Annotated in this window: 19 protein-coding genes and 1 tRNA gene; 8 read left to right on the top strand and 12 right to left on the bottom strand. The window is 70.7% G+C overall.

The genetic code is table 11. From position 1 onward, the window contains the following. Positions 1 to 191 precede the first annotated feature (191 nt). Positions 192 to 1,052 (top strand): VOC family protein, encoded by an 861-nt coding sequence (locus tag BQ9890_RS13340; protein WP_075892156.1) that lies wholly within the window; start codon positions 192 to 194, stop codon positions 1,050 to 1,052. A gap of 52 nt (positions 1,053 to 1,104) precedes the next feature. Here the strand turns inward: BQ9890_RS13340 and pip are convergent, their stop codons facing one another. From pip to BQ9890_RS13325, 3 genes are all read right to left on the bottom strand, one after another. Continuing rightward, entirely contained in the window at positions 1,105 to 2,088 is a 984-nt protein-coding gene (pip, locus tag BQ9890_RS13335; protein ID WP_075892153.1) for a prolyl aminopeptidase, read from the bottom strand. 173 nt (positions 2,089 to 2,261) lie between these two features. Then, positions 2,262 to 2,957, bottom strand: coding sequence for a hypothetical protein (locus BQ9890_RS13330; protein WP_075892151.1), 696 nt, complete (start codon positions 2,955 to 2,957; stop codon positions 2,262 to 2,264). A 267-nt stretch (positions 2,958 to 3,224) separates the two neighbouring features. Then, complete coding sequence (locus BQ9890_RS13325; RefSeq protein WP_075892149.1) at positions 3,225 to 4,580, bottom strand: D-serine ammonia-lyase; 1,356 nt, start codon at positions 4,578 to 4,580, stop codon at positions 3,225 to 3,227. A gap of 314 nt (positions 4,581 to 4,894) precedes the next feature. Between BQ9890_RS13325 and BQ9890_RS13320 the strand changes: the two genes are divergently transcribed. Continuing rightward, the gene (locus tag BQ9890_RS13320) at positions 4,895 to 5,395 is read left to right on the top strand and encodes a hypothetical protein (RefSeq protein WP_075892147.1); all 501 of its coding nucleotides are present in this window, start codon (positions 4,895 to 4,897) and stop codon (positions 5,393 to 5,395) included. Positions 5,396 to 5,547: 152 nt separating this feature from the next. Here BQ9890_RS13320 and BQ9890_RS13315 read toward each other — a convergent pair. From BQ9890_RS13315 to BQ9890_RS13305, 3 genes are all read right to left on the bottom strand, one after another. Further along, positions 5,548 to 5,637, bottom strand: a tRNA-Ser gene (locus tag BQ9890_RS13315). A gap of 164 nt (positions 5,638 to 5,801) precedes the next feature. Further along, on the bottom strand, positions 5,802 to 5,960 hold the full coding sequence (locus BQ9890_RS13310) for a hypothetical protein (RefSeq protein WP_197067822.1): 159 nt from the start codon (positions 5,958 to 5,960) through the stop codon (positions 5,802 to 5,804). Positions 5,961 to 6,031: 71 nt separating this feature from the next. Further along, positions 6,032 to 6,937, bottom strand: a complete 906-nt coding sequence (locus BQ9890_RS13305; protein WP_075892144.1) for an SDR family oxidoreductase — start codon at positions 6,935 to 6,937, stop codon at positions 6,032 to 6,034. A gap of 261 nt (positions 6,938 to 7,198) precedes the next feature. Here BQ9890_RS13305 and BQ9890_RS13300 point away from each other — a divergent pair, with 261 nt between their 5' ends. Both BQ9890_RS13300 and BQ9890_RS13295 read left to right on the top strand, forming a co-directional pair. Beyond that, entirely contained in the window at positions 7,199 to 7,426 is a 228-nt protein-coding gene (locus BQ9890_RS13300; protein ID WP_075892142.1) for a hypothetical protein, read from the top strand. Positions 7,427 to 7,509: 83 nt separating this feature from the next. Continuing rightward, positions 7,510 to 8,181 (top strand): DUF6766 family protein, encoded by a 672-nt coding sequence (locus BQ9890_RS13295; RefSeq protein WP_075892139.1) that lies wholly within the window; start codon positions 7,510 to 7,512, stop codon positions 8,179 to 8,181. 49 nt (positions 8,182 to 8,230) lie between these two features. Here BQ9890_RS13295 and BQ9890_RS13290 read toward each other — a convergent pair whose 3' ends face one another. Continuing rightward, positions 8,231 to 9,643 (bottom strand): GntP family permease, encoded by a 1,413-nt coding sequence (locus tag BQ9890_RS13290; protein WP_075892137.1) that lies wholly within the window; start codon positions 9,641 to 9,643, stop codon positions 8,231 to 8,233. Between the two features lie 101 nt (positions 9,644 to 9,744). Beyond that, on the bottom strand, positions 9,745 to 11,277 hold the full coding sequence (locus tag BQ9890_RS13285; protein WP_075892134.1) for a gluconokinase: 1,533 nt from the start codon (positions 11,275 to 11,277) through the stop codon (positions 9,745 to 9,747). Positions 11,278 to 11,512: 235 nt separating this feature from the next. On the opposite strand from BQ9890_RS13285, the gene BQ9890_RS13280 reads away from it, so the two are divergent. Together BQ9890_RS13280 and BQ9890_RS13275 are read left to right on the top strand one after the other, a co-directional pair. Next, entirely contained in the window at positions 11,513 to 13,159 is a 1,647-nt protein-coding gene (locus BQ9890_RS13280) for an N-6 DNA methylase (protein WP_075893251.1), read from the top strand. Further along, entirely contained in the window at positions 13,156 to 14,124 is a 969-nt protein-coding gene (locus BQ9890_RS13275; protein ID WP_078062470.1) for a hypothetical protein, read from the top strand. Before BQ9890_RS13280 ends, BQ9890_RS13275 begins: the two co-directional genes overlap by 4 nt. Before the next feature lie 400 nt (positions 14,125 to 14,524). Here BQ9890_RS13275 and BQ9890_RS13270 read toward each other — a convergent pair whose 3' ends face one another. From BQ9890_RS13270 to BQ9890_RS13260, 3 genes are all read right to left on the bottom strand, one after another. Then, positions 14,525 to 14,926 carry an META domain-containing protein gene (locus BQ9890_RS13270; RefSeq protein ID WP_075892132.1) on the bottom strand — a complete coding sequence of 134 codons (402 nt, stop codon included), beginning with the start codon at positions 14,924 to 14,926 and terminating at the stop codon, positions 14,525 to 14,527. A gap of 162 nt (positions 14,927 to 15,088) precedes the next feature. Next, a complete protein-coding gene (locus BQ9890_RS13265; RefSeq protein WP_195907686.1) occupies positions 15,089 to 16,111 on the bottom strand; it encodes an MsnO8 family LLM class oxidoreductase in 1,023 nt (340 codons plus the stop codon). Positions 16,112 to 16,328: 217 nt separating this feature from the next. Beyond that, entirely contained in the window at positions 16,329 to 17,819 is a 1,491-nt protein-coding gene (locus tag BQ9890_RS13260; protein WP_230297959.1) for an MFS transporter, read from the bottom strand. A 411-nt stretch (positions 17,820 to 18,230) separates the two neighbouring features. On the opposite strand from BQ9890_RS13260, the gene BQ9890_RS13255 reads away from it, so the two are divergent. Both BQ9890_RS13255 and BQ9890_RS13250 read left to right on the top strand, forming a co-directional pair. Then, positions 18,231 to 18,551: a TM2 domain-containing protein gene (locus BQ9890_RS13255; protein WP_075892128.1), complete on the top strand. Its 321-nt coding sequence runs from the start codon at positions 18,231 to 18,233 to the stop codon at positions 18,549 to 18,551. A 630-nt stretch (positions 18,552 to 19,181) separates the two neighbouring features. Then, a complete protein-coding gene (locus BQ9890_RS13250) occupies positions 19,182 to 21,575 on the top strand; it encodes an HNH endonuclease signature motif containing protein (RefSeq protein ID WP_075892125.1) in 2,394 nt (797 codons plus the stop codon). Between the two features lie 175 nt (positions 21,576 to 21,750). Here the strand turns inward: BQ9890_RS13250 and BQ9890_RS13245 are convergent, their stop codons facing one another. Further along, on the bottom strand, positions 21,751 to 25,938 hold the full coding sequence (locus BQ9890_RS13245; RefSeq protein WP_407638919.1) for an acyl-CoA dehydratase activase-related protein: 4,188 nt from the start codon (positions 25,936 to 25,938) through the stop codon (positions 21,751 to 21,753). Between the last annotated feature and the right edge of the window lie 8 nt (positions 25,939 to 25,946).

Raw genomic sequence — 25,946 nt, 5'->3', positions numbered from 1 at the left:
AGGAAGCCCACCGTTCGGCGGGATCGCCACCGTTCGGTAGGAAGTCCACCGCTCGGCGGGACGCCCGCTGCTCGTCGCGCGCGTTCCGACAGCGGATGCGAGGATCGTCTGATCGGCGCCCTCACCGGGGCGGGTGTCGACAGGACTGGAACGGAACACCCCTGACCCCGTCAGCGACCGGAGGACCCGCCATGCCCACCTTCACCACCGGAGATCCCTGTTGGATCGACCTCATGACCGACTCGATCGAACGATCACATGCCTTCTACGGCCAGCTCTTCGGCTGGACCTTCACGGACTCGGGCGCGGAGTTCGGCCACTACAACATGATCACCCTGGACGACGCCCCCATCGGTGGGGCGATGGAGAACAGTGCGGCAGCCGCCGGGATGCCTCCCGAGATGGCCGACATCGCGATCGGGAACTACTGGAGCACCTACCTCCACACCGCTGACATCGACGCCCTGGCCCACCGCGCGGCCGACCACGGCACCCAGGTGCTGGGCGGGAGCCCCATGCAGGTCGGCGAGCTGGGGTGGAGCCTGGAGGTGCTCGACCCCGCCCTGGGCATGATCGGCGCCTGGCAGCCCCTTGAGTTCCCGGGCACCGGTCTCCTCGCCGCCGCGGGAGCACCCTGTTGGTTCGAACTGCACACCTCCCATTTCCCCGAGGCCGTCTCCCTGATGCGGGACGTCTTCGAGTGGGATGCCGCCGTCACGGCCGACACCCCACAGTTCCGCTACGCAGAGCACAGGAACCCGGAAGGTGCCACTGCCGGAATCTACGACGTCACGCGAACCGGTCCCGGTACGGATGAGGACGCCGGCGTCGCTGCACCCGGGGAGAGCTCGGAAGGATCGGGCGGACCCGAGCCCGCCCACTGGGTCGTCTACTTCGGCACCCCGGACGTGGATGCGGCCGCGTCCCGGGTCATCGAGCTGGGCGGCAGCGTGCTGCTCGGTCCCCACGACTCCCCCTACGGCCGCATGGCCGCCGTGGCGGATGACCAGGGAACCACCTTCAGCCTCGTCCAGGCGGACGCCGTCTCCTGAACCCTGAACAGGGGGGTCGGGCCGGGACGACGCGTCCCGGCCCGACCCGCCCTCAGTCCTTCCCTGCGAAACGGTCGGTGGCGGTGACCAGGGCGTCGGTGATCCCGGGCTCGGAGAAGGCGTGGCCGGCGGCCTCGACCAGGTGGAACTCCGCTTCGGGCCAGGCGCGGTGCAGGTCCCAGGCCGTCGTCGCGGGGCAGCACATGTCGTAGCGGCCCTGGACGATGTCGGCCGGGATCCCCGCCAGACGCTCGCGCGCCTCCGAGATCAGCTGCCCCTCACGGAGCCACCCGTGGTGCATGAAGTAGTGGTTCTCGATGCGGGCGAAGCCGAGCGCCTCCAGCAGTTCCTCATGGGTGAGTTCCTCCTCGGGCTCGGGCAGCAGGTGGATGGCGCGGGACTCCCACTGCGTCCAGGCATCTGCCGCCCGCAGACGAGCGCCCTCGTCGGTGCCGTTGAGGACCTCCCAGTAGGCCTCGATGAGTCGTCCCCGTCGCTCCGGGGCAATGGGTGCCACGTAGTCCTCCCACCAGTCCGGCAACACGGAGGAGGCACCTCCGCCGTGCTCGGAGCCGCCCTCGTAGAACCACGCGAGCTCGGAGTGCCGCAGGGTGAAGATGCCGCGCAGGACCAGCTCGGTGACACGTTCCGGATGGGTCTGCGCATAGGCGAGGGCGAGCGTGGAACCCCAGGAGCCGCCGAAGACCAGCCAGGAACCGATGCCCAGGTGCTCGCGGATCGCCTCGATGTCGGCGACCAGGTGCCAGGTGGTGTTCGCGGTGAGGTCCGCGAAGTCCGATCCTGCCCGCGGGGTGGAGCGTCCGGCTCCACGCTGGTCGAAGAGGATGATGCGGTAGAGCTCCGGATCGAACTGCTGGCGGTGCTCGGGGGAACAGCCCGATCCGGGACCACCGTGGAGGAAGACGGCCGGCTTGCCGTCGGGGTTGCCACACTGCTCGACGTAGAGGCGCTGTCCGTCACCCACGTCGAGCATCTCGGTGTGGAAGGGTTCGATCGCAGGGTAGAGGTCTCGCATGGGAGCCAGCCTAGAGGTCCTGCCTCCCCCGGGTGCTCGTCGCCACCCGCGCCATCAGCAACCTCCGAGAGGCGGGGAGGGAACCGTCGACAGCGTGAGCGCCCGGCGGCCCGGCGACTCCGGGCTCATGCGAGTCAGGGGTCATGTGGCCCGGGGCTCATGCGCCTCAGTCCTCAGGCCGCGACTCCGCCCCCAAGCTGCGGCGCGGGGCTCGTGCGGCCCGACCCTCTGGCTGCGGCGCGGGCCGTGTCGAGCTTCTTGAGGAAGGAGGAGTCCTTCGAGGTGACCGTCAGCGGGAAACCCTGGGGCGCGGCGCTCTCAGTGGCGCGCAGCAGCTCGATGTAGGAGTTCGTCCCTCCGACCAGGCCCGTCACGAAGGCAAGCTCCATGCCCTCCTCACCGAAGGCCTCCGGTGAGTGCTTCTCGATGTCTGCACGGAGGTCCGGAGCCAACGCCTCGGGAGCAAGCCGGACGACCACCTTGCGGTCGTCCATGCCGTAGATCAGGTTGAGGATCACCTTGGAACCACCGCTCAGGGCGTAGGCGAAGTCGATGCCCGTGAAGGCCGACCAGGGAACCAGACCGTGCGAGGGGAGGATGAAGCCGTCGGCGTCGACCCCTGCGGCAACCATGTCGGTCGGTGCGAACTTCCCCTTGGCGCCCGTGGCATTGGCCAGTCCGAGCAACGCCACCAGCACGCCCAGGATCGCCAGGAAGATCGCCTTCCATCCCCACTCCCCCCACTGCATGATCGCTGCGACGACGATCAGCACACCTGCGGCCAGCAGGACGGTGTTCGCAATGAGGACCGTGATCCACTTGCTCGGCTTGTAACGGACGGTCAGGGGAAGGGACCGGGACGCGGTCATTGCGTGATCCTCCGGGTGCCAGGGTTGACTCGACTCAGATGCGGAATGCACATCCATGGTAGGACTTCGGTCCCATTCCACCGCAAGACACACCACCACCGGGGCGACTCCCCCGGCACGGCTGTCGTCGCCCTCGTGAACAGGACAGTGCCCGACTCCCCGCCATCGCGCAGGCCTCGATGACACCCACCTGGACCGCGGCCTCCCGACCGGAGCACGGGCAGTCCCCCCTGCACGGCTGCTGGCGCCCCGACGCCCATCCGGAGCTCAGCGCTGGAGGCTGTGCCCCCGGGCGACGTAGGCCTCCATCTCGGCACGGGGGACCATGCTGCCCCCCGTCGCCCAGGCGATGTGCGTGGCCCGGGAGAGCCGGGCATCATCCAGACCGATCCGCTCGCGGTACTCCCCCGCCTCCACGACCCGCCCGATGCCGACCAGGCCGGCCGTGGAGGAGGGCTCGATGTCGATGCCCTCGGAGTCGTGGAGCTCGGCGACCAGGCGGTAGAGGTGGTCGTCGTCCACGGTCATGTAGCCGTCCACCAGGTGCTGCATCGCCGGGCCGACGAAGCCGGAGGGCCGGGCGCACGCGAGCCCATCGGCTGCCGTCACGTTGTCGATCCCGAAGTCCAGGACCGAGGTCCGGCTGTGCAGACCCGTCCGCACCCCCAGGAACATGCTCGGGCAGTGGGTCGGTTCGGCGAAGACCAGGTGGACGTCGTCCCCGAACTCCACCCTGAGGCCGAACCCGACACCCCCGGGCCCGCCACCCACCCCGCAGGGCAGGTGGACGAAGAGGGGGTGGTCGCGGTCCACGGGCACGTCGAGGACCTGCAGCTGTCCCGCCAGGCGGTGGGCGGCCACGGCGTAGCCGAGGAAGAGGGTGCGGGAGTTCTCGTCGTCGACGAAGTGGCACCTCGGGTCCGACTCCGCCTGGGCACGGCCCTGCCGCACCGCCTCGGAGTAGTCGCCCTCGTACTCGATGACCTCGACCCCGTTGGCCCGGAGTCTGTCCTTCTTCCACTGGCGAGCGTCGGCGGACATGTGCACCGTCGCCCGGAAACCGAGCTTGGCGCTCATGATGCCGATGGAGAGTCCGAGGTTCCCGGTGGATCCCACGGCGACCCCGTACTGCCCGAAGAAGTCGGTGAAGCGGGGCGAGTCGAGGACCGAGTAGTCGTCGTCGAGGTGCAGCATCCCCGACTCCAGCGCCAGGTCCTCCGCGAAGGCGAGGACCTCGTGGATGCCGCCACGTGCCTTGATGGAGCCGGACACCGGCAGTTCGCTGTCCAGCTTGAGCCACAGGTTCCCCGGGAGCCCGCGTCCGGCACCGGCCCCGAGGCGCTCCTTCATCGCGGGGACCGACACCAGTGGCGACTCGATGATGCCCGCGGTCCTGCGGGTGTCCGGGAAGACGCGGGCCAGGTAGGGGGCGAAGCGCCTCAGGCGCGCGGAGGCACCCCGGATGTCCTCCGCGGTCAGGCCGACCTCGGGGAGTGCGCGGGCGGTCGGCTTCAGCGCGGGGTTGAACCACTGGGTCTCACGGCACTCGGTCAGGGAGCCGATCTCGGGGGCCTCCGCGACCCACTCCTGCAGCGTGCGGCCGTGGACCAGGGTCTCTGTCATGCGCGTCTCCCTCGGGGTACGTGGGCGCGGCTCCCGCTGCGGGCTGCCGTCCTTGCGTCCGACGGGTGTCGACGAGGGCGGGGCGGTGGTCCGCTCGGTCCGTGTCCTGTGGACATTCTGTCGCGTACTCTCCCACGCGAGTGGGGCCGCCCGCGACCGTGGTCGCCACGGTTCCAGCGGCACCACCGTCCTGAGCCCGAGTGGCGCGAACTCGTGCGGCCGGTAGCCTTGGGAGTGTCCCGCATCACACTGAGGCGTGGCAACTCCCCTGTCCGCCAGCACCGCGAGGTGGGCACGACACCGAGGAGAAGACGATGACACACAAGACGGAAGAGCACGACCCGCCCTGGACCACTGATGAGGACGCCGCAGCAGCGAGACGGCGCCAGGAGACCACGGAGCAGGGGGAGTACGTGGGCCGCCACGGGACGCGCCAACCCCAGGAGGGCCTGGGGATCGGGAACGCGCCCCTCGACGATCCCTTCAAGGACGCGGCCGACCGCGACGACGACGCGGACGGCACCACCGGGCACCGCGACCCGGCGGAGGGAACGCAGGGGGAACGCGCTGCCCGACGCTTCAACGAGTCCGAGCCCCGCGAGGGACCCGCCTGGGCCGACCGGCCCGAGGGCGGCGGCGTGCGACGGCACGGGACCGGCACCCCTGACAGCGAGGGTGCCAACGCAGAGAAGCCGAGCTCGGCCGGCGGGGACACCCCCGTCGAGGAGATCACGCCGGAGGACCTGCCCGAGGTGGGCGAGTCCTACGCCCAGCCCGGCGCCCCCTTCGAGGTCCAGGGCCCCGACCGACCCTGAGTCCTGGGTCCGCACCGGACCGGACGACCGCACCGTGGCGGCGCAGGTGACCACGGACGGAACACGACGCGGCCTCTCGTCCGGCAGACGTCAATGGCTACACGAGAAAACCCCGGGACCCTCACCAATCGGTGGGATCCCGGGGCAAACCCTGGCGGTAGCGCTGGGATTCGAACCCAGGGTGGCTGTGACACCACACAGCATTTCGAGTGCTGCACCTTCGGCCGCTCGGACACGCTACCTCGGCGCACCAGAGTACAGCAGCGCTCGGCCCACGTGCGAATCCGTCCCGTGGGAGCCTCGACACCCACGGTGGGCCGCTCCCGCCGACGGCCATCGGGCTGATCCTGTCGGACAGGTCATCGGCGCCGTGGGCGTCACTGCCCCCACGCGTACCACACGGGACTCAGGAGTCCTTCTTCGTGCGCCCCTCCTTGGAGCGCTGCTTGTTGACCGTGGCAGCGGCGATCTCCTTGGCGCGCTTCTCGCTGCGGCCCCGGTCCTCCTCACTGTCCTTGACGTGCCGGTACTGCTTCTCGTCCTTCTTGGACCATGCCTCGGGCATCGTCGTCCCCTTCCGTCCTCGTCATGGATGGGTCCTGGGTGCCCACCGAGTGCGGGACGCCCTCGTCCCCGTCAGAAGACCGGGCGACCACCCGTCACGCCGAGCACCGTGCCCGACACGTAGGAGGCCTCCCGCTCACTGGCCAGGTACACGAAGGCACCGGCCAACTCGACGGGCTGTCCTGCCCGACCCAGCGGGGTGTTCTTCCCGAAGTCGGGGATGGAGTCCGCGGTGCGCGTCGCCGGCTGCAGCGGGGTCCAGATCGGACCGGGCGCGACCGCGTTCACGCGGATCCCCTTCGGCCCCAGCTCGGCGGCCAGGTTGACGGTGAAGTTGTTGATGGCCGCCTTGGTCGAGGCGTAGTCGATCAGGGGGACGGAGGGGTCGTAGGCCTGGATCGAGCTGACGTTGATGATGCTGGACCCGCTGTGCAGGTGGGGCAGGGCCTGCTGGGTCACCCAGAACAGGGCCTTGAGGTTCGTGTCGAACACGCGGTCCAGTTCATCCGTGGTGACCTCGGCCAGGCCGCCGTCACGTCGCGCCCACTGGAACCCCGCATTGTTGACCACGACGTCCAGACCGCCCAGTTCCTGCACCGCACGGTCCACGACACCACGGGCGACGTCCTCCTCCCGGAGGTCGCCCGGGAGCAGGACGGCGACACGTCCCTCCTTGCGGACCCACGAAGCGGTGTCCTCCGCGTCGGGCTGCTCCTCGACCAGGTAGGACAGTGCGACATCCGCGCCCTCCCGGGCGAAGGCGATCGCCACGGCGCGCCCGATGCCGGAGTCACCGCCGGTGATCAGCGCCTTCACACCTGTGAGGCGTCCGTGCCCCACCCAGGTGTGCTCGCCGTGGTCGGGGACGGGGTCCATGCGGGAACCCAGTCCCGGATAGGGCTGCTCCTGCTCGGGGAAGCCCTCCCCCTGGAGTGCGGTGGCCTTCTCGGCCGGTTCTTCGACATGTGTGTTGTCCATGCCTCCAGCATGTGTGATCCACACCATTCCCACCACCGGAAGCACCCGACCCACGCGGAGCGCGCCCTCCCCGGACATCCCCTGTGCCCCCGACGGGTGCGCGGCGCGGATCGGTGTGACAATCGAGTCCTGCGACCGGGTCCGCGGCGAGGCGGCCCACGGGATCGACCCGGTCGGAGCGGGCGGTGCGCGGCGCGGATGCCGTGGCCACCCGTGGGTCCACGACGAACGAGCACCCGCACCGCACCGAGAGGCACCCCCATGGACGACCGCCACCCACCCTTCGAGTCGAACCCCGACGCACCGCCGCGCGTGGCCCCGACCGACCCGCCCGACGAGGGCGCCCCCGAACCCGGTCGGGAAGCCCCTGGCACCGACCCGGGGACCCAGCCCGTGGGCGATCCGGACACGGACACTCCCCCACAGGAACCCGACGGTCCGGGGACCCCCGAGGAGGGGACGGCGGACGAGGGCGAAGCCTCGTCATGAGAGCAGTCTTCTGGATGTGGGTCGGCATCATCGTCGTCGGCCTCGCCTGCATGTTCACCGTCGTCGCGATGGGGAGATGACCGATGAGGATCCGCGAGCACGCCCTGAGCCTGGTCTTCGCCGCGTTGTTCCTGGCGGCGCTGGCCGGACAGTCCGTCGTCGGACTCGCCGCCTTCAACGAGGAACAGGCAGCCCACGGGGCCGCCGCCCTGGACTGGGCGTCCTTCGTGACCTCCTCCGCATTCGTCGTCGATGTCGCGGAGAACTGGCAGTCGGAGTACCTGCAGTTCTTCCTCTTCATCCTGGCCACCGTGTGGTTCGTGCAGAAGGGGTCCCCGGAGTCGAAGAAGCCGGGCCAGGAGGGGCTGGGCACGGACAGCGAGCAGCTGGTCGGCCCCCACGCCCGCCCGGACTCGCCCCGCTGGGCGCGGGTGGGCGGCTGGCGCCAGGGGGTCTACTCCAACTCACTGCTCCTGGTGATGGGGACGGTATTCCTCCTGTCGTGGCTGGCCCAGGCCCTGGCGGGGAGGGTCGTGCACAACCATGACCAGCTCCTGCACGGCCAGGAGCCAGTCACCCTGGGCGGCTACCTCGTCTCCCCCGACTTCTGGAACCGCACCCTGCAGAACTGGCAGTCCGAGCTCCTCGCGGTGGGCTCGATGGTCGCCCTGTCCATCTACCTGCGCCAGCGGGGCTCAGCGGAGTCCAAACCCGTGGGCATGCCCCACTCCGTCACCTCCGTCGCCAGCGACTGAGGGTGCCGGGAGGGTGGCCCGGACCCCCGCACGTCGCCGACGGGGCTGGCTAGACCAACGCCGCACCCAGGGCGAGCACCCCCACCAGTCCGACCACGGACACCGCGCACTCCATGAGCGACCAGGTCTTGAACGTCTCCCCGACGGTCATGCCGAAGTACTCCTTGACCAGCCAGAAGCCCGCGTCGTTGACATGGGAGAGGAACACCGACCCCGCCCCGATCGCCAGCACCAGCAGTGCCAGGTGGACGTCCGTCAGCCCGGCGGCCAGCGGCGCCATGATGCCCGATGCGGTGATGGTCGCGACCGTCGCGGACCCGGTGGCGACACGGATGGCGACAGCGACCAGCCACCCCGCCAGCAGGACCGGGACACCGGCCTGGATGATGCTGTCACCGATCACCCCGCCCACTCCCGAGTCGACCAGGGTCTGCTTGAACCCGCCGCCGGCGCCGACGATGAGGAGGATCCCGGCGACCGGTCCGAACGCCGCTCCCGTCAGTGAGGACACCCCACTCGTCGAACGTCCCAGGGCGAGGCCCAGCACCACCATCGCGTAGAGGGAGGTGATGAGCAGGGCCAGCAGCGGGGTCCCGACGAAGCTCAGGACTGCTCCCCACGCCGTGGTGTCGACCCTGAGGGCAACCACCAGCGTGTGGGCCAGCATCAGGAGGACCGGCATGAGCACGACGGAGAGGGCGACCCAGAAGGAGGGTCTGCGGCCGCCCTCGTCCACCCTCTGGCCGACGATCCGCTCGGGCGCCTGGATGGGAACCCAGCGTGCCATGGGGATCGCCAGGAGGGGTCCGGAGACGATCACGGTCGGGATGGCCACGACCAGGCCGAGCGCCAGGGTGAGGCCCAGGTTGGCCTTGAGGGCATCGATGGCGATGAGGGGACCCGGGTGGGGTGGCACCAGACCGTGCAGGGCGGAGAGGCCGGCCAGGGCGGGGATGCCCATGAGGATCACGGGCAGCTTGGCGCGCTTGGCCACCAGCATGACGATCGGGATGAGCAGGACGACGCCGACCTCGAAGAACAGGGGGATGCCGATGATGAAGGCCGCCCCGGCCATCGCCCAGGGCAGACGCTTGGCCGGGGTCTTGGAGAGGATCGTGTCCACGATCTCGTCTGCTGCACCCGACTCGGTGAGGAACTTGCCGATGACCGCGCCCAGCGCGATGAGGACGCCGACGCCTCCCAGGGTCGAGCCGACGCCGGAGCTGAAGGCCGTGAATGCGTTCGCGAAGCCCATGTTCGCCGCCACGGCCATGACGCCGGAGCCGAGCATGAGGGCGAAGAAGGGATGCATCTTCACCCAGACGATGAGCACGACGATCAGGGCGATGGAGACCACGGCCGCGAGGACCAGCTGGGTGGTCCCCGCAGTGGGGGCGGGCGGGTCGTCCGCCAGGGGAAGGAGGGCGCCGACGAGGGCGGGAAGGGTCGTGAGCGGGCTCATGGTCGCGCACCTCCTGACAGGTCATGGCACGGGTCGGGGATCATGGCAGTGGCCTTCCGGGGTGTGATGGGGTCCAGCGATCAGGGGTCAGTGGTGAGGGTTCAGCGCTCGGCGACGACGTCCCGGTAGGTGGCGTCGAAGCGGGCGCGCAGGTCGGCGTAGTAGGACTTCTGGGCGTGGTCGGGCTGGAGCGTGGCCGACTGGGGGACGGTGGCGCGCTGCCCCTCCGGGTCCAGGACCGACAGGGCGAAGACGGCCGTGCCGCGCATGGTGACGCGCTTGACGTCCACCACGCGCACCGGGAAGCCCAGGGCCTGGGCGACGACCTCCATGGTGGCGGGGTAGTGCTGGGTGACGCCCCCCGATGCGATGACCTGGTGGATGTCGGGGTTGACGGAGCGCAGCTGCTCGAAGATGCGCTCGTAGGAGATCGCCACACCCTCCACCGCACCGCGCCAGATGTCCACCGCACCCGTGGAGGAGGAGACGCCCGTGAGCACCGCGCGCGCATTGCCGGCCCACCCCGTGGCGCGCTCGCCGGTGAGGAACGGGAGGACCAGGGGGATGCCGGGGACCGGGTTGCCGCGCAGGGCCACGTCCAGGACGCGCTCCTCCACGGGGGCGAGCGTGGACTCCAGCCAGGTCATGACGCGCCCGACGTCGTTGAGTGCGCCGCCCACGATGGACTCCGAGGCGGAGACCCGGTACGCCCACAGTCCGGTGGGGAGGACTTCGGGCGTGCCCGGCACGATGACGCGCATGGCACCTGAGGTGGCGGCGGACAGCGCCACCGTGCCCGCATCCGTCGCACCCACGCCCAGGTTCGAGGCGTAGCCGTCGGGAATGGCCGGGAACCACAGGGCGCCGACGAGGGCGGGCCAGCGCACACCGGTCTCGGGGGAGACGGCCTCGACGGGGCTGTCGGCATCCACGATCTGCGCGAACTGCTCGCGCCGGGTGCCGGTGGCGGAGAGGAGGTCCACGTCGAGATCACCCGTGTGGCGGTTGAGCAGCCCCGTCCACGCCATCGTCGAGGTCGCCGCCGCATCGACGCCGGCGAGGCGGGTGTAAACGTACTCCCCCAGCGAGACGAAGCGGACGGTGCGCGCGAGCACCTCCGGACGTGTCCGGGCCAACCACAGCAGCCGGGGGGCGTGGTAGCTGGTGTGCAGACGGGCACCCACCGCCTGGTGCACGGCCGACTCGTCGAGTTCGGCGCGCAGCTGGGCCAGCTGGGGCGCGGACCGGGAGTCCGCGTAGGTGATGCAGGGGGTGAGGGCATCGCCCTGTGCATCCACGCAGACCAGGGAGGAGGCGAAGGTGTCCATGGCGACACCGCGCACACTCCCGGGAGCCAGGTCGGCGAGGACCCGGGTGATCACGTCGGCGATCTCGGCGGTGACGGCGTCCGCATCGATCTCGGCCGTGCCGTCCGCGCCCTCACGGAACTGGTGGGCGGCCTTGGCGGCGCGCTTGCGGATGGGACGGGCCAGGGCGTCGTAGAGACAGGCCCTGGTGGAGGTGGAACCGATGTCCATGGCGAGGACCAGCGGCTCGACCGCCTGCTCCAGGGGCACGCCGCGTGCCTCCGGAATGTCGCTCGGTGGGGGAAGGGGTGTCGTCACAGCGGGCATGGTGGCCTCCTTGGGGACAGCCTAGGACTCACCATTCCCTCCGTGGAGCGAACGGAGGGGGCGTCCCGGACCGGCACGCTGCACGGAACCATCGCAGCGTTCCCGGATGCCCCGCCAGGGGCGCGGGGAGACCGACCGGTCCCCGGAGTCGCCGCCGCCCCGCCAGGTGGTCGAAGCGGGGGGCGGGCGCCCTCGTGCATCCCAGATGCCCACGGCATGAGCGAAGATGTCTCCCATGGGGGAGGACGCCGTGGAGCTGAGGGAGTCGCGCAAGGAGCGCGGCGCCTTCTTCACCCCCGCGCCCATCGCGCGCTTCATCGCGGACTGGGCCGTCCGCTCACCCGAGGACACCGTGCTGGAACCCTCCACCGGGGAGGCGGTGTTCCTGCACCAGGCCGGGGGGACGGTCACCGATCTCGGAGGTGTCGTCACCCCGGGCCAGTTCATGGGTGTGGACATCCACGCCGGCTCCGTCGAGCGCGCCCGGCGGTCCCTGTCCTCCTCCGGCATCGAGGCGGACCTGCAGGTCGGGGACTTCTTCGAGTACCGCCCCCCACGCCCCGTCGACGCCGTCATCGGCAACCCGCCCTACATCCGCTACCAGGACTTCACCGGCGCCGCCCGCCTGCGCGCACGCGAGGCAGCGTTCCGGGCCGGGGTCCGCCTGACGGCGCTGGCCTCCTCCTGGGCGGCGTTCACGGTGCACGCCTCCACCTTCCTCGCACCCGGGGGGCGCATGGGGCTGGTCCTGCCCGCCGAGCTCCTCAGCGTCAACTACGCCGCTGCGGTGCGCGCCTACCTGCTGGCCCACTTCGCCGACGTCCGCCTGGTGCTCTTCTCCGAGCGGGTCTTCCCCGATGTCCAGGAGGAGGTCGTCCTGCTGCTGGCGGACGGCTATGCGCCCGTCGGTCCCGGCACCGACCACTTCGAGCTCGTCCAGGTCACCGGTGCCGAGGACCTCCGCGCCGACATCGCCTACCGCAGCTGGGTTCCCCCCAGCCCGGCGGACAAGTGGACCACCGCCCTGGCCCTCTCCCCCGCCTTCACCGAGGTCACCGGTGCGCCAGGGTTCGCACGGCTGGGCGACTGGGGGCGCCTCGCCCTCGGGGCGGTGACCGGCAACAACCACTTCTTCGCCCTCAGCCCGCGGCGGGCGGCAGACCTGGGCCTGGAGCGGCGTGACGTCGTGGCGTTGTGCCCACCGGGGTCCCGCCACCTGCGCTCACTGCGCCTGACCCGCTCCGACCTGCGCCGACTCGGGAGGGAGGGCTCCCCCACGCTCCTCTTCAGTCCGCGCCGCGATCCCTCCCCCGCGGGATGGGCCTACATCCACGAGGGCGAGGCCGTCGGCGTCGACACCGCGTACAAGTGCCGCGTGCGTGACCCGTGGTGGCGCGTGCCGGGTCAGCCGCCGGCCGATCTGTTCGTCACGTACATGAACGCGACGAGCGTGGCCCTGTGCGCGAACGACAGTGGAGCACGCCACCTGAACTCCGTGCACGGACTCTTCCTGGGTGAGGACACCCGCGACGTCGGGCCCGCACTTCTCGCCCTGGTCGCTCTGAACTCCGTCACGGCGTTGGGATCGGAGCTGGTGGGGCGTGCCTACGGCGGGGGGATCCTCAAGGTGGAACCGCGTGAGGCCGTCCAACTGCCGGTGCCCGGGGCTGACCGGGTCCGCGCCCTGCACGGCGAGCTCACGGAGCTGCTGCCCGTGGCGCGGCGCCTGCTGCGCCGCGGTGACCAGGACAGCGCCCGGGCCGCGGTCGACGAGGTCCTGGTGGGCGCCGGGATGGTGTCGGACGAGCAGCTCCAGGAGGTCCGCCGCGCGCACCGACTCATGGCCACACGCCGCAGGACCCGGGGGAGGTCGTCCCGGTGAGCGACCCGACAGCACTGGTCCCGGGGCCGGAGCCGGAACCCGGCGTGCCGACGTCTGGGGGAACCTCGGCCGGCGACATCTCCATCGGGGACGGGACCGACGCGGCGCGGCGCGTCCGTGTCCGCGGTGCCGCTCGCTTCGATGACCTGCTCGCAGCGGCCGGGGTGTCGGACCCGTGGGAGGGCCCCGGGGGCTCCCGCCGCTACGTCCCCGACCTCTCACTGCTGGAGGACATCCTCGCGATCCCCGTCCGGGAGGGGGCGCGCTCCCAGTCGGGCCTGTACGGCCGTGCACTGGATGCCTGGCTGGCCCATGAGTTCCGCCGGGCCGGTTTCGAGGCCGACTCCGTGTGGCCACGCGCCAGCGACCCCCGGGTCCTCCCCCAGGAGATCGGGCATCTGCTGGAGGTCCTGCCCGACCGTGTCGCACGGGCGATGCGCGAACGCCTGCTGCGCGCCACCTCGGTGGCGCCCCAGGACGCACGCATCAGGGGCCGTGCCTACGTCAAGCAGGTCGATGTCGGGATCTCCTCGTGGACCACGGGCCCCGAGCTGCTGCTGTCGACCAAGGCCCTGAACTCCTCGTTCGGCAACAACCTGGCCAACCGCTTCGAGGAGGCCTACGGGGACGCCGGCAACCTGCGGGCACGGTACCCACTGGCCGCGGTCGGCTTCGCCTTCTTCGTGCGGTCCACGATCCTCGACGAGCCCCACATGCTGGCCCGGGCCGTCGACATGGTCGACAAGCTGCGTGACCGGGGCGACGGCAACGGCTACACCTCGACCTGCCTGGTGGTCACACACTGGTCCCCGGACGGATCGGTGTCGGTCATGCCTGATGCGGTCCCCGACCACCTCGGTGCCGGCCCGTTCATGGAGGCACTCATCGACGTGATCCTCGGGTACGCCCCCGTCACCGAGCACACGCGGGTGCGGGACCTGCGTGCGGGCGGGCCCATCGGCTGACCAGCGGGCCCGCGTGCGGCCGCGGCGGTCAGTCATCGGCAGGCAATCACACTGCGACAGGCCCGCGTGCGGTCGCCCAGCTCAGTCGCCGGCAGGCGATCACCGTGTCCGCCGGACTGCCGGACTGCCGGTGCATCGAAGTGTGTTCTCGATGCGAAATCCGGCCCGGATCACCTCGAGACGTCAACGAGACAACACTTCGATGCACTGACACCTCGCCCCCGGAGACCCGGGACCGGACATCCATTGACGGGATGAACGCCAGACCGCTGACACCCGCTGACGGGATGAACGCCTGACCTCTGCCATCCCACCGACGCACAGCGCGCCGCTCGACACACTGTCACTTCTCGACGCACGGGAGCGTCGGCGACATCGCCGAACGGTCGAGCCCACCCGGTCAGTCGCCGGAGCCGCGCTCCAGGGTGCCGATCTCGGAGCCGCCCTCGTCCCTGACGACCATGGTGTCACCGTCGACGGTGGCCGACTTCGCGCCGGAGAGCCAGGTGTCGACGTCCACGCAGGCCATCAGCGTGGAGGCCAGCGCGCCGAACTCGACGGTCTCACCCTCGGCCGTCCACGAACCCATCAGACGGTTGCAGCCGTCCGTGCCGGTGACGTTGCCGTCCTCGGTGAACGTGAGGTTCGGTGACTGTGCGGCGGTGCTGCCCCAGGTGCCCAGAGGGTCCACGGTGCCGCCGTCCGCGGAGCCGGACTCTCCGCCCCCGCCGCCGCAACCGGTCAGTGAGAACGCCATCAGCAGGCCTGTCGTCAGTGCCACGAGTCTGTGTGTGGTGCGCATGGGTTCATCGTGCCATGCGGGGAGGATCCTCGGACAGGCTCCCGGGGGCGGGGATCCACCGACGGGGGCGACGGCGAGGTCGGCGGTGGCGGTGTCCGTGACGGTGAAGGTGAAGGTGACGGCGACGGTCCGCCCCAGGGGGTCTCCCCGACACCGACCCGTTCACCCGTCCAGGCGCCGCGCCAGTTCCCGGTACTGGTGCACCTTGACCTCGACATCCGCGATGTAGCTGATGAGCATGATTTCGTCGACGCCGTGGGTGTCGGCGAAGGTCCGCAGCTGCCCTGCGACCTCGTCCCACGTCCCCACGACGAAGGAGGGATCGAGCCGGAGGTACCGGCGCAGCTCGGCGCGCCGCTCCTCGGGGATCCGTGCGGGGTCCCGGAAGTCGACGGGGCGCCCCTGACGCATGGAGAGCCTGAAGTCCGCGGCAGCGAGTGCCTGTTCCTCCGCCTCCTCGCGCGTGTCGGCGGCGGAGACACCCATGGCCGACAGGGTGCGCCCGGCCGTTGCCGGCTCGGGGAGGTGGGCCCGGTAGTGGTCCATGACGCCGGGGTCCTGACGCCCGGAGAAGAACTGGGCGTAGGCATAGTTGAGGTCGTGCTCCCCCGCCCACGCGGCCGACTGGCCGGAGGATCCCAGCAGCCAGATCTCGGGCAGCACCTCGGCGTGCGGCGTGACGGTCAGCCGTGCGTAGGGATGGTCCTCGGGCAGCGTCCCGCGCAGCAGGCCGACGGTCTCCGCGATGAGTGCGTCGATGGAGGTCGGGTCGATGACACGGCCCTGGTTCAGGGCGTGCGCGGCGAGCATGTCGCCCCCGGGCGCCCGGCCGAGTCCCATGTCGACCCGACCGGGGAACAGCGTGGCCAGGATCGAGAAACGCTCCGCCATCTGCAGGGACCCGTAGTGCATCGCCATCACTCCGCCGCTGCCCACCCGGATGCGTTCGGTCGCCTGGAGCGTGTGCATCATCAGGAGGTCGGGTGCGCTGGAGAGGAACGCGGAGGTGTTGTGGTGCTCGGCGAACCAGAAGCGTGCGTATCCCGCCTCCTCCAGGGCACGCGCCAGACGCACCGTGTCCTCCAGGGTGTTGCGGGCATCGTGGCCGGCGAAGAGGGGGACCTGTTCGAGGACGGAGAGCTTCACGGGGTGTCCTTCCGCATGGGGGGAGTCGCGTTGTGGCATTCCCTGTGTGCAACGCGTGCGACCCGTCCGCCATTCCCGCCGACGAGGACGGTCACACCCCTGCCCACCGGACCCGATGCCCCATGACCCGCCGAGGGACGCCCGAGCCGGTCCCCGAGGTCCTGTGCCTGCCCCGCGGGACACGCCGTGCTGCGCGGCCGATCCGTCCCGGTGCCACCGGGCACTCCCGCCGGGACGGGAGGTCCCGACACGGTGGTCAGTCCCTGAGGCGCTGCCCCTTGAGCTCAGGCAGGGTGAAGGCACCCGCCGCCGCCACGGCGAAGGCCACGGCGAACACGCCGAACACCAGGTGGTTGCCCCCGGCCCCCAGGAGCACCGGAACCAGCAGCGGCGCACCGATGGATGCCAGGCGGCCGAACCCGGCAGCCGCACCGGTTCCCGTCCCGCGCACGGCGGTCGGGTAGAGCTCCGGGCCGATGGCGTAGAGCGCACCCCAGGCGCCCAGGTTGAAGAACGAGAGCAGCATGCCGGCCGCGATGATCGTCGACCCGGTGCTCGCCAGGCCGTACAGTGCGGCAGCCACCGCCGAACCGATGAGGAAGACGCCCAGGGTCAGGCGCCGGCCCCACTTCTCGATGAGCCAGGCGGCTGCCGCGTAGCCCGGCAGCTGGGCCAGGGTGATGATCAGCGTGAACTGGAAGGACTTCACCATGGTGAACCCCTGCTCGACGAGCAGGCTCGGGATCCACACGAACGCTCCGTAGTAGCTGAGGTTGATGCAGAACCAGATGGTCCACAGGGCCGTCGTGCGCCGCCTCAGCTCCGGCGACCAGATGGAAACCGTGCCGGCCTCCGCCGCCCGCGCCCCGGCACGGTCCTGCGCGTACTCCTGGTCCTGGTCCTGGTCCAGAGGATCGGGAAGGCCCGCGGAGCCGCCCTCGTCGACCCCCGGGGTGCTGCCGCCGGCCCCTGGACGCGCGGGGGCCCCACTGACCTGCGGCGCAGCCACTCCGGCAGCGGCCTCGAACTCGCGGACGCTGGCCTCGGCCTCCTCGTGACGGCCCTTGGACTCCAGGAAGCGCACGGATTCCGGCAGGTGCAGACGCACGATGATCGCGTAGAGGGCGGGCACCATCCCGATGGCCAGCGCCCAGCGCCACCCGGCGTCGGAGGAGGGCACGACGAACGCGCCGATGAGGGCCGCGAGCAGCCAGCCGACCGCCCAGAAGGCCTCCAACCACACGACCATGCGACCGCGGATGCGCCGCGGTGCGTACTCGCTGACCAGGGTCGAGGCGACCGGCAGTTCCGCGCCGAGGCCCAGGCCGACCAGGAAGCGCAGCACCATGAACATGCCCACCGACACCGACAGGGCGGAGATCCCCGTCGCCACCCCGTAGAGGACCAGGGTGAGGGCGAAGACCTGGCGACGCCCCACGCGGTCGGCCACGGCGCCTCCCAGCGTGGCGCCGATCGCCATGCCGATGAAGCCGACCGAGGCGATCCAGCCCGTCGTCGAGGAGGCGAGGTCCCAGTGCGCGGCCACGGCGACCATCACGAAGGAGATCAGCCCGACGTCCATGGCGTCCAGGGCCCATCCGACACCGGAGCCGACCAGGAGCTTGGCGTGGCGGCGGGTGAAGGGCAGGCGGTCGAGGCGCTCGGCGCGGGTGAGGGCTGGTTGCCGGCCCGGGTCCCGGTCGGTCCCGTCGGGGTCGGGGAGGTGCGAGGAGGTCTGGGGTTTCACCGGATGCTCCAGTTCAGGCGCGGGGCTGGGATGGTGACGTCGACCGAGCTCGCTGCGGCCCGTCCGGCCACGCCGGATCCACCGCGGAGCCACCGGGGGATGTCCGCTGAAGTATCGCGCCGATCCGGTGGCGGTCGCCGGAGTGTCCGTGTGGTGGTGCCCGCGAATGGTGCGTACGCATGGGTGGGTGAGGAGAGCTTGGGACGTGTTCCTCGCCGCGGGACTCCCGTCGACCGGTCGACGCACGGTCGGTGGACTCGCCGTCGGTGGGCCCACGGCCTGTCGACGCGTCCGTCCGCCCGCGGCCCGCTCTGGGGTGTGCCCGCCTGCGGTGCCTATGCTGGGCGCGAGGACGCGCGGACGGCGCGGCCACCCACGGCAGTGGGAGTCAGTCAGCAGGAGGCACCACCGATGAGCACCTACTACACGCAGACACCTCCGAAGAGTTTCGTGATCACCTGGCTGTTGTCCCTCTTCCTCGGGGTCATCGGCGTGGACCGCTTCTACCTGGGCAAGGTCGGCACCGGCATCCTCAAGCTCATCACCGCAGGCGGATTCGGACTCTGGGCGATCATCGACCTGATCCTGGTGCTCACGGGCAACCAGCGGAGCAAGGACGGCCGTGCCCTGGAGGGCTACGAGCAGAACAAGGTCATGGCGCTCGTCGTGACGCTGGTCGTGTGGATCTTCGGGCTCGGGATCGGCGGCTTCTCCGCCCTGGGCGGAAACTGAGACAGGCGCGGGCCCGGTCTGCGCCGGGCGCGTGGTATCCCGCAGGCCCCCGGATCGGGCACTCGTGCGGGGACGGCACCGCAGGCGGGTGGGTGGTGCCTTGCGGGCCACAGGACGAGCGCACATGCGGAGATGACGCCGCGGGGGTCGGGCGATTGACGAGGGCGGGGCACTTCCCCTCCTGGTCGGACCCATGAGCCACAGGGCCAACACCTGAGGTCGTGGGCGGTGCCTGCTCGGAGTGGTCGGGTGGACCGACCTTGTGGCGAACGGTGCCGAGCGGGGAGGCCACATCTCCCCACTCATTGTGATTCGCATCACATTCTCGCGCTCGGGTCCACATCGAACACCTGTTCGACTCCAAGTGCCCATGGCACCGCACACACTTGACCCATGAAAGCGGATCTGGAGCACGCGGACCTCGCGGTCGTCCCTGAGGACGGTCGTGGGGACCTCGTGTCGTCCTGGACCCCGGTGTCCCACGGCGGTGCATCCTCGGGCGCGAGCACATCGGCCCGGGGCCTGTCCCCTGCCCGTGGCGGTGCCGGGACCGCGCCGACTAACCGGTCCGTTGACGAACCGCCTGCAGACCCGTTGACCCTCCCGGGTCACGCGCAGCACCCAGACCCCGTGGTCCCCGCCTCGGACGGCCTGTCCCCCACCTCGGTCGGCCACGCATCGGTGGCGGCACCCATCAGCAGGTCCTCGAGCACTTCATCCGAGTCGGACACGCACCCTGCGGGGGCCGCACACTCGGCCCTGGAGTGGATTCGCCACCTGGCTGACGGCGACCGGCTCGCCCTCCTCGACGACGACGACCTCGTGGCGGAACTCCGGGTCCTGGAGGAGGTGGGCAGGCTGGTGGACGCGGGCCGCATGTTCGCCGCTGGTCTGGTCGCCCAGCGCTCAGACACGTCGAAGGGCACACAGCGCCTCTGCGCCCGTGAGGGGTTCACCAAGCCGGAGGACATGATCGCCGAGGTCACAGGCACCTCCACCCGCACGGTCCGGGAACGGATCCGTCAGGCGGAGCCCCTCCAACACGTCGAGGAAGCCGCCGGTCCGGACCCTGATCCCGCTGAGACCCCACGACTCGACACGACCCAGTCGGTCCCGTTCCCCCTCCTGCGCCGGGCCGTCAGGGAAGGACTCATCTCCCCCGACGCTGCCAGCGTGATCACCGGCGCACTCGCTCCGGCACGGAAGAGCGGAGTGCCCACCCTCCGCGTCGCCGAGGCGGAGGGTGCGCTCCTGGCGGCGGCCATGGGCGCGGATGCGGTGACGGCCCGGGCGCACGTGTTCGGGGATGCGGCCGAGGCCCTCCTGACGGAGGTACGGCGCTCCGCCACCCAACCGGGGGCGATGGCGCTGACGCAACTGGCTCGGCTCGCCCGGTCCTGGAGCAGGATGCTCTCCCAGGAGTCCGACCCCGATGGTGGGCTGGAGGACGCGCGTGCTTCACGTCATCGACGGGAGGCACGGCGATTCCTGACCATCCACGCCCTGCGCGAGGGTACGAGACGGGTGGAGGGCGAGCTCCTGCCCGAGACCGCAGCACAACTGGAGCGCCTCCTCGATGCCTACCTCAATCCGCGCACCGAGACCGCCTCACCGGGTACTGCGGACCTGTGGGGACCGGGGCCCGGAGTTGCCGGAGGTGTGCGCGAGCACGGCTCCGATCCGTTGACCGACCCCGACTCGGCAGCGGGGGCCGACCCGACTGCGTGCCGCGGCCCTGGCCCCGGTACTGGCACTGGCACTGGCACTGGCCCCGGGACCATCTCGGAGCTCGGCGCCGTGAACGCTCCGGTCATCGATCACCGATCGCCTCGCCAGAAGCGCCACGATGCCCTTTCAGGGATCCTCGCCACCTCCGCCGGCATACCCGAGATGCCTCTCCTGGGAGGCGCAGCGCCCACCCTCGTCGTCACCACGACTGCCGACCAGCTCGGTCGACCCAACGGCACGGCCTTCCTCCAGGGCGCCCACGACGAGGCCGACAGTGCGGTCGACATCTCGGTCGCACACCACATCGGATGCGTCGGCGCCGTCCAGAAGGTCGTCATGGACTCCCGGGGCCGGATCGTGGAGCTGATGGCGCCACAGAGGATCTTCACCGCCCACCAGCGTCGCGCGATCGCCACCAGGGACGGAGGTTGTGTCATCCCCGGGTGCTCGGTCCCCGTCACCTGGTGCGAGATCCACCATGTCCGTGAGTGGCACGAGGGCGGGGAGACCCACACGGACAACGGTGTCGCACTCTGCTGGCACCATCACCGGAGCTTCGAGCAGCTCGGCTGGGACATCCAGATGCGGGACGGTGTTCCCTGGGTCAGACCACCCGCCGCCATCGACCGTCGTCGACGATGGATCCGTGCCCAGTCCGGTCTCCACCAGATGTTCGGTCAGCTGACGGACGAGCGCACCCTCGTGGACACGGCGGATTCCCGGGACGACAGGTCCCGGAGTCCCGGTGGCGATGGCAGCCGCCGACATCTGAGTGGGGGCGGAAGCCAGCGTGATCGAGCTGGCGGCGGCCGGGATCCGGGTGGTGGTGGCAGCAGCCGGGATCCGGGTGGTGGCGGCAGCGGCCGGGATCCGGGTGGCGGTGGCAGTGGCCGAGATCAGGGTGGTGGTGGCAGCGGCCGGGATCCGGGTCAGAGCGGTGAAGACCGGGGCGGAGGAGGCACCCCTGCGCACGGGCTCACCGGGACAGTTGTGTCCGACGCAGGCGGCGGTAGTTCACCCGGGGCGCGGGGACCTGGTGGTCCCACCGCGCGTGATGCGTGGACACGACCGCAGCCGAGGCCGCAGCCGCTGAGCCACACGCTCCCGCCCATTCCCACGCACCTTCCCGCGCCCAAGGCATTGGGAACGGCCACGGCATTGGGAACGGCCACGGGCGGCCAGCAGGGGGTAGTGATCCGCAGCAGCCCCAGTCCCGACGCGGGAGGCAGCCACGACGATCAAGCAGACCTGGGCACACGGCAGGAACAGGACGTCCTCTTCCCGTTCAGCGGGTGAGCACTCGCGACCGCCATCCGATCGGCACCCGGGCGATCTTCCCCGGATGGGCGATCTTCCCCGGTTGTCCGGTGGTCAGATGGGTGCCGTGATCGTGCCCTGCCCCATGAGCGGGTCCCTGACTGGTCCTCCTCGATGTTCGTGTCACGCCCCCGGTCCCGACGACGGTGCCCCTTCAGGAATCCCGGCGGATCACCATGACCGGAATGGGACGGCGACCGGCTCGATCGACGGGCATCCCCTCGGAACCGCCCACGACAACAGCCCCGATTTCACAGCCACCAGCGGCGACACCCCCGAGATCGCAGCCACCACACGCACACGCGCCGGTGCTGGCGCCAGAGCCCGGGACGCCGGGCGCGGAGCCCGGGGCACCGACGGCGGACAGCGGACCATCGCTCTCCCGCCCGCTCACGGGGTCCGCACCCCAGGCGAGTCCGGCGGCCTCCCCGTCGTCCCGGGATGTCCCGCGCTCCAGCGCGGTCGAGATCATGAGCTTGATGCGGTTGAGCTGGTTGACCTCCGACGCGCCCGGGTCGTAGTCCACGGCCACCAGGTTCGCCTCCGGGTAGCGGGTGCGCAGCGCCCGGAACATGCCCTTGCCCACGACGTGGTTGGGCAGGCAGGCGAACGGCTGGGCGCAGATGATGTTGGGGCACCCGTGCTCGATCATGTCGACCATCTCCGAGGTCAGGTACCACCCCTCCCCCGCCTGGTTGCCCATCCGGGCGATGTCGGTGGACCGAGCCGCCATCTCCTGGATCGGGCGGTGCGGCTCGAACTTCCCCCCGGTGCGTGCGAACGCGGCGCGCACCGGCGCCTCGCACCGCTGCATCGCCCACAGCGCCAGGGGCTTGGCCCAGCGCGCCGTCCCCCCGATGCCGAGGTTGTCGTGGTTCCACCGCGCCGACACCATCGCGTTGTGGAAGAACTGCATCATCCCCGGCAGCTCCGCCTCGCAGCCCTCCTCCTCGATGACGTCGACGGCGTGGTTGTTGGCGTCGGGGTGGAACTTCACGAGGATCTCCCCCACCAGTCCCACACGCGGTCGCCGCGGTTCGTCCCGCAACGGCAGCGCGTCGAACTCCGCCACGCACCGCCGCACGAGGCCACGGAAGGTGAGGCGCCCACCCCAGGTCGCGGACCGTTCCCTCCCCTCCAACCATTCTCGGCAGATCGCGTCCCACCGCCCGTACAGGGCCATGGCGGCACCGGGCTCCTCCTCGTAGGGACGCACCCGCAGGACCATCGTCTGGAGCATGTCCCCCAGCACCAGGGCACGCACCGCGCGGTGGACCATGGGGACGGTGAGCTCGAAACCGGGGTTGTCCTCCAACCCCTGCACGGAGGCGGCGATGACCGGCACCTGCGGGTATCCGGCGTCGCGCAGCCCCTTGCGCAGCAGGGACGCGTAGTTCGTCGCCCGGCATATCCCACCCGTCTGGGTGATGGCCACGGCCGTGCGGTCCGGGTCCGAACGCCCCGAGGTGAACTCCTCCAGGAGCTGCCCGATCACGACGATCGCCGGGTAGCAGGCGTCGTTGTTGACGAAGCGCAGCCCGGTCTCCATGGACTCCCGCGAGGTGTGCTCCAGGAGCCGCACGTTCAGCCCCGCCCGACGCAGCACGGGCACGACGAGCCGGAAGTGGATGGGCGACATCTGCGGCGCCAGGATCTCCCACCCCTGCTCGCGCATCTCGCGGGTGAACCGCGCACGGGGCTGGACGTGACCGGCACGTGTCTCCTCGGCTGCGGCGCGCGCGGCGGGGTCCTGGGACGTCCCGACATTCACGAGGGCGGAGCCGCCGTCGTCTCCGGGCAAGGTCGTAGGGTCGGGAACTGCGCCGATCGCGGCAGCCGGTCCACCCACGGCAGAGGATCCCTCCCGACCGTATACGGACGCCACGGACGCAGGCCCCCTCCCGCGCAGCGTCGTGGGGACGGGGGCACCCCCGGGCAGCGTCGCTGGGACCGGGGCGCCCCCCGATGCACGTTCCCGGGCGGCGGCGTCGAGGGAGCGCAGGCGGATGCGGGCGGCGCCGAGGTTGGAGACCTCGTCGATCTTGAGGACGGTGTGGATGTCGCCGCGGCCCTCGAGGATCTCCTGGACCTGGTCGGCGGTGATGGCGTCCACGCCGCAGCCGAAGCTGGTCAGCTGGACCATCTCCAGGTCGTCCTCGTCCCCGACGCGGGCGGCGGCCTCGTAGAGGCGGGAGTGGTAGGACCACTGGTCGCGTACCCGCAGGGGCCGCTCCAGGCGCCCGTCGCACACGGAGTCCTCGGTGAGCACGCCCATGCCGAGGCCGACAATGACCTCGGGGATGCCGTGGTTGATCTCCGGGTCGAGGTGGTAGGGACGCCCGGCGAGCACGATGCCGCGCACCCCGTTGGCACGCATCCATCGCAGGGACTCCTCGCCCTTGTCGCGGATCTCCTGCTTGACGGCGGCGTCCTCCTCCCAGGCGGCGTCCAGTGCCGCGCGCATCTCGTCCTCGGGGATGTCCCAGTCGGAGAAGACCTCGCACAGGCGGGCGGGCAGGTACTCGCGGTTGGCGAGGTTGAGGAAGGGCGCGAGGAAGCGCACGCCCGGGTCGCGCAGTCGCTCCATGTTCGTGCGGATGACCTCGGGGTAGGTGGCGACCACGGGACAGTTGAAGTGGTTGTCGGCGCCGGGGCTCAGCTGCTGCTCGAAGCTGACGCAGGGGTGGAAGATCGTGGTGATGCCCTTGTCGAGGAGCGCCTCGATGTGTCCGTGGACGAGCTTGGCGGGGTAGCAGACGTTCTCCGAGGGGATCGACTCCATGCCTGCCTCGAAGAGGTCGTGGTTGGAGCGCTGGGAGACCATCACGCGGAACCCGAGATGGGTGAGCAGGGTGAACCAGAAGGGGTAGTTCTCGTACATGTTGAGCACCCTGGGGATCCCGATGTCCCCGCGGGTGGCCCGGGCCTCGGTGAGGCGGCGGTAGCCGAAGATCCGCTTGTACTTCCAGTCGTACATGTTGGGCAGCGCGGACTTCTTCGGGATGCGTTCCAGGGAGGCGCCGCGCTCGCAGCGGTTGCCGGAGACGTTGCGCTCCCTGGTGGAGAAGGTGGAGATCGTCATCCGGCAGTGGTTCTGGCACAGGCGGCAGGTCTTGTGCGTGGTCTCGACGGAGAACCCTTCCAGGTCCTCGACACCGGCGAGGCCGGAACGCCCCGTCCCGTCGTCGTGGAGGCGCGCGGTCAGCGCCGCACCGTAGGCGCCCATGAGGCCCGCGAGATCGGGGCGCACGACCTCACGACCCGTCAGGAGTTCGAAGGCCCGCAGGACGGAGTCGTTGAGGAAGGTCCCACCCTGGACGACGACGCGGTCGCCGAGGTCGGAGGGGTCCTTGAGCTTGATGACCTTGTACAGGGCGTTGCGCACCACGGAGTAGCTGAGGCCCGCGGCGATGTCGCGGACGTCCGCGCCCTCCTTCTGGGCCTGCTTGACGGAGGAGTTCATGAAGACCGTGCAACGTGTCCCCAGGTCCACCGGTGAGCGGGACTCCAGCGCCCAACGGGCGAAGGTCTCCACATCCGTGTCCATCGTCTGGGCGAAGGTCTGCAGGAAGGACCCGCATCCCGAGGAGCAGGCCTCGTTCACGCAGATGGAGTCCACGGCGTGGTCGCGGATGCGCAGGTACTTCATGTCCTGGCCGCCGATGTCGATGACGGAGGTGACGCCGGGCGCGAGCTGTTCGGCGGCCCGGAAGTGGGCCATGGTCTCCACCTCGCCCTCGTCCAGGCGCAGCGCCGTCCTGACCAGGCCCTCCCCGTAGCCCGTCGCGCAGGAGCGCCCGATGACGGTGCCCTCGGGCAGTTCGGCGCGCAGGTGGCGCACGATGTCCACGGCCGCGGTCACGGGGTCGCCCTCGTTGGAGGCGTAGTGGGTGAAGACGATGCGCCCGTCCTCGTCGACGAGGACCGCCTTGATCGTCGTGGAACCCGCGTCGATGCCGAGCCAGCAGCGCCCGCGCGCCTCCTGGGGGCGGGCGACGGGGACGGTCTCGCGGCCGTGGCGGGCGCGGAACTCCGCGAGGTCGACCGGGGTGGCGAACAGCGGGGGCATGTGGTGGGTGGCGGTCTCGGGGGCGGCGTGCTGCAGGTCGCCGACGAGGGCGGACAGCGGACGCGCGGTTCCGCGGGAAGGGGCGGATTCACGGGAACGCCCTCCCTGCGGGAGATCCCCGGCCCGGCGGGGGTCCCCGGCCAGCATGGCGGCACCCAGGGCGACGTAGAGCTGGGCGTCCTCGGGGGTGACGAAGGCGTCGGCCCGGGGCAGGAGGTCCTCGTAGGCGCGGCGCAGCTGGGGCAGGAAGTGGAGTGGACCACCCAGGAACATCACGGTGC

The organism is Actinomyces provencensis, assembly GCF_900155435.1.
Taxonomy (GTDB): Bacteria; Actinomycetota; Actinomycetes; order Actinomycetales; family Actinomycetaceae; genus Pauljensenia; species Pauljensenia provencensis.
This window is presented reverse-complemented; position numbering and strand designations above follow the sequence as displayed.

Coding starts and splice junctions, on each gene's coding strand:
- BQ9890_RS13340 (WP_075892156.1), top strand. CDS start 192: ATGCCCACCTTCACCACCGGAGATCCCTGTTGGATCGACCTCATGACC.
- pip (WP_075892153.1), bottom strand. CDS start 2,088: ATGCGAGACCTCTACCCTGCGATCGAACCCTTCCACACCGAGATGCTC.
- BQ9890_RS13330 (WP_075892151.1), bottom strand. CDS start 2,957: ATGACCGCGTCCCGGTCCCTTCCCCTGACCGTCCGTTACAAGCCGAGC.
- BQ9890_RS13325 (WP_075892149.1), bottom strand. CDS start 4,580: ATGACAGAGACCCTGGTCCACGGCCGCACGCTGCAGGAGTGGGTCGCG.
- BQ9890_RS13320 (WP_075892147.1), top strand. CDS start 4,895: ATGACACACAAGACGGAAGAGCACGACCCGCCCTGGACCACTGATGAG.
- BQ9890_RS13310 (WP_197067822.1), bottom strand. CDS start 5,960: ATGCCCGAGGCATGGTCCAAGAAGGACGAGAAGCAGTACCGGCACGTC.
- BQ9890_RS13305 (WP_075892144.1), bottom strand. CDS start 6,937: ATGGACAACACACATGTCGAAGAACCGGCCGAGAAGGCCACCGCACTC.
- BQ9890_RS13300 (WP_075892142.1), top strand. CDS start 7,199: ATGGACGACCGCCACCCACCCTTCGAGTCGAACCCCGACGCACCGCCG.
- BQ9890_RS13295 (WP_075892139.1), top strand. CDS start 7,510: ATGAGGATCCGCGAGCACGCCCTGAGCCTGGTCTTCGCCGCGTTGTTC.
- BQ9890_RS13290 (WP_075892137.1), bottom strand. CDS start 9,643: ATGAGCCCGCTCACGACCCTTCCCGCCCTCGTCGGCGCCCTCCTTCCC.
- BQ9890_RS13285 (WP_075892134.1), bottom strand. CDS start 11,277: ATGCCCGCTGTGACGACACCCCTTCCCCCACCGAGCGACATTCCGGAG.
- BQ9890_RS13280 (WP_075893251.1), top strand. CDS start 11,513: ATGGGGGAGGACGCCGTGGAGCTGAGGGAGTCGCGCAAGGAGCGCGGC.
- BQ9890_RS13270 (WP_075892132.1), bottom strand. CDS start 14,926: ATGCGCACCACACACAGACTCGTGGCACTGACGACAGGCCTGCTGATG.
- BQ9890_RS13265 (WP_195907686.1), bottom strand. CDS start 16,111: ATGCCACAACGCGACTCCCCCCATGCGGAAGGACACCCCGTGAAGCTC.
- BQ9890_RS13255 (WP_075892128.1), top strand. CDS start 18,231: ATGAGCACCTACTACACGCAGACACCTCCGAAGAGTTTCGTGATCACC.
- BQ9890_RS13245 (WP_407638919.1), bottom strand. CDS start 25,938: ATGTTCCTGGGTGGTCCACTCCACTTCCTGCCCCAGCTGCGCCGCGCC.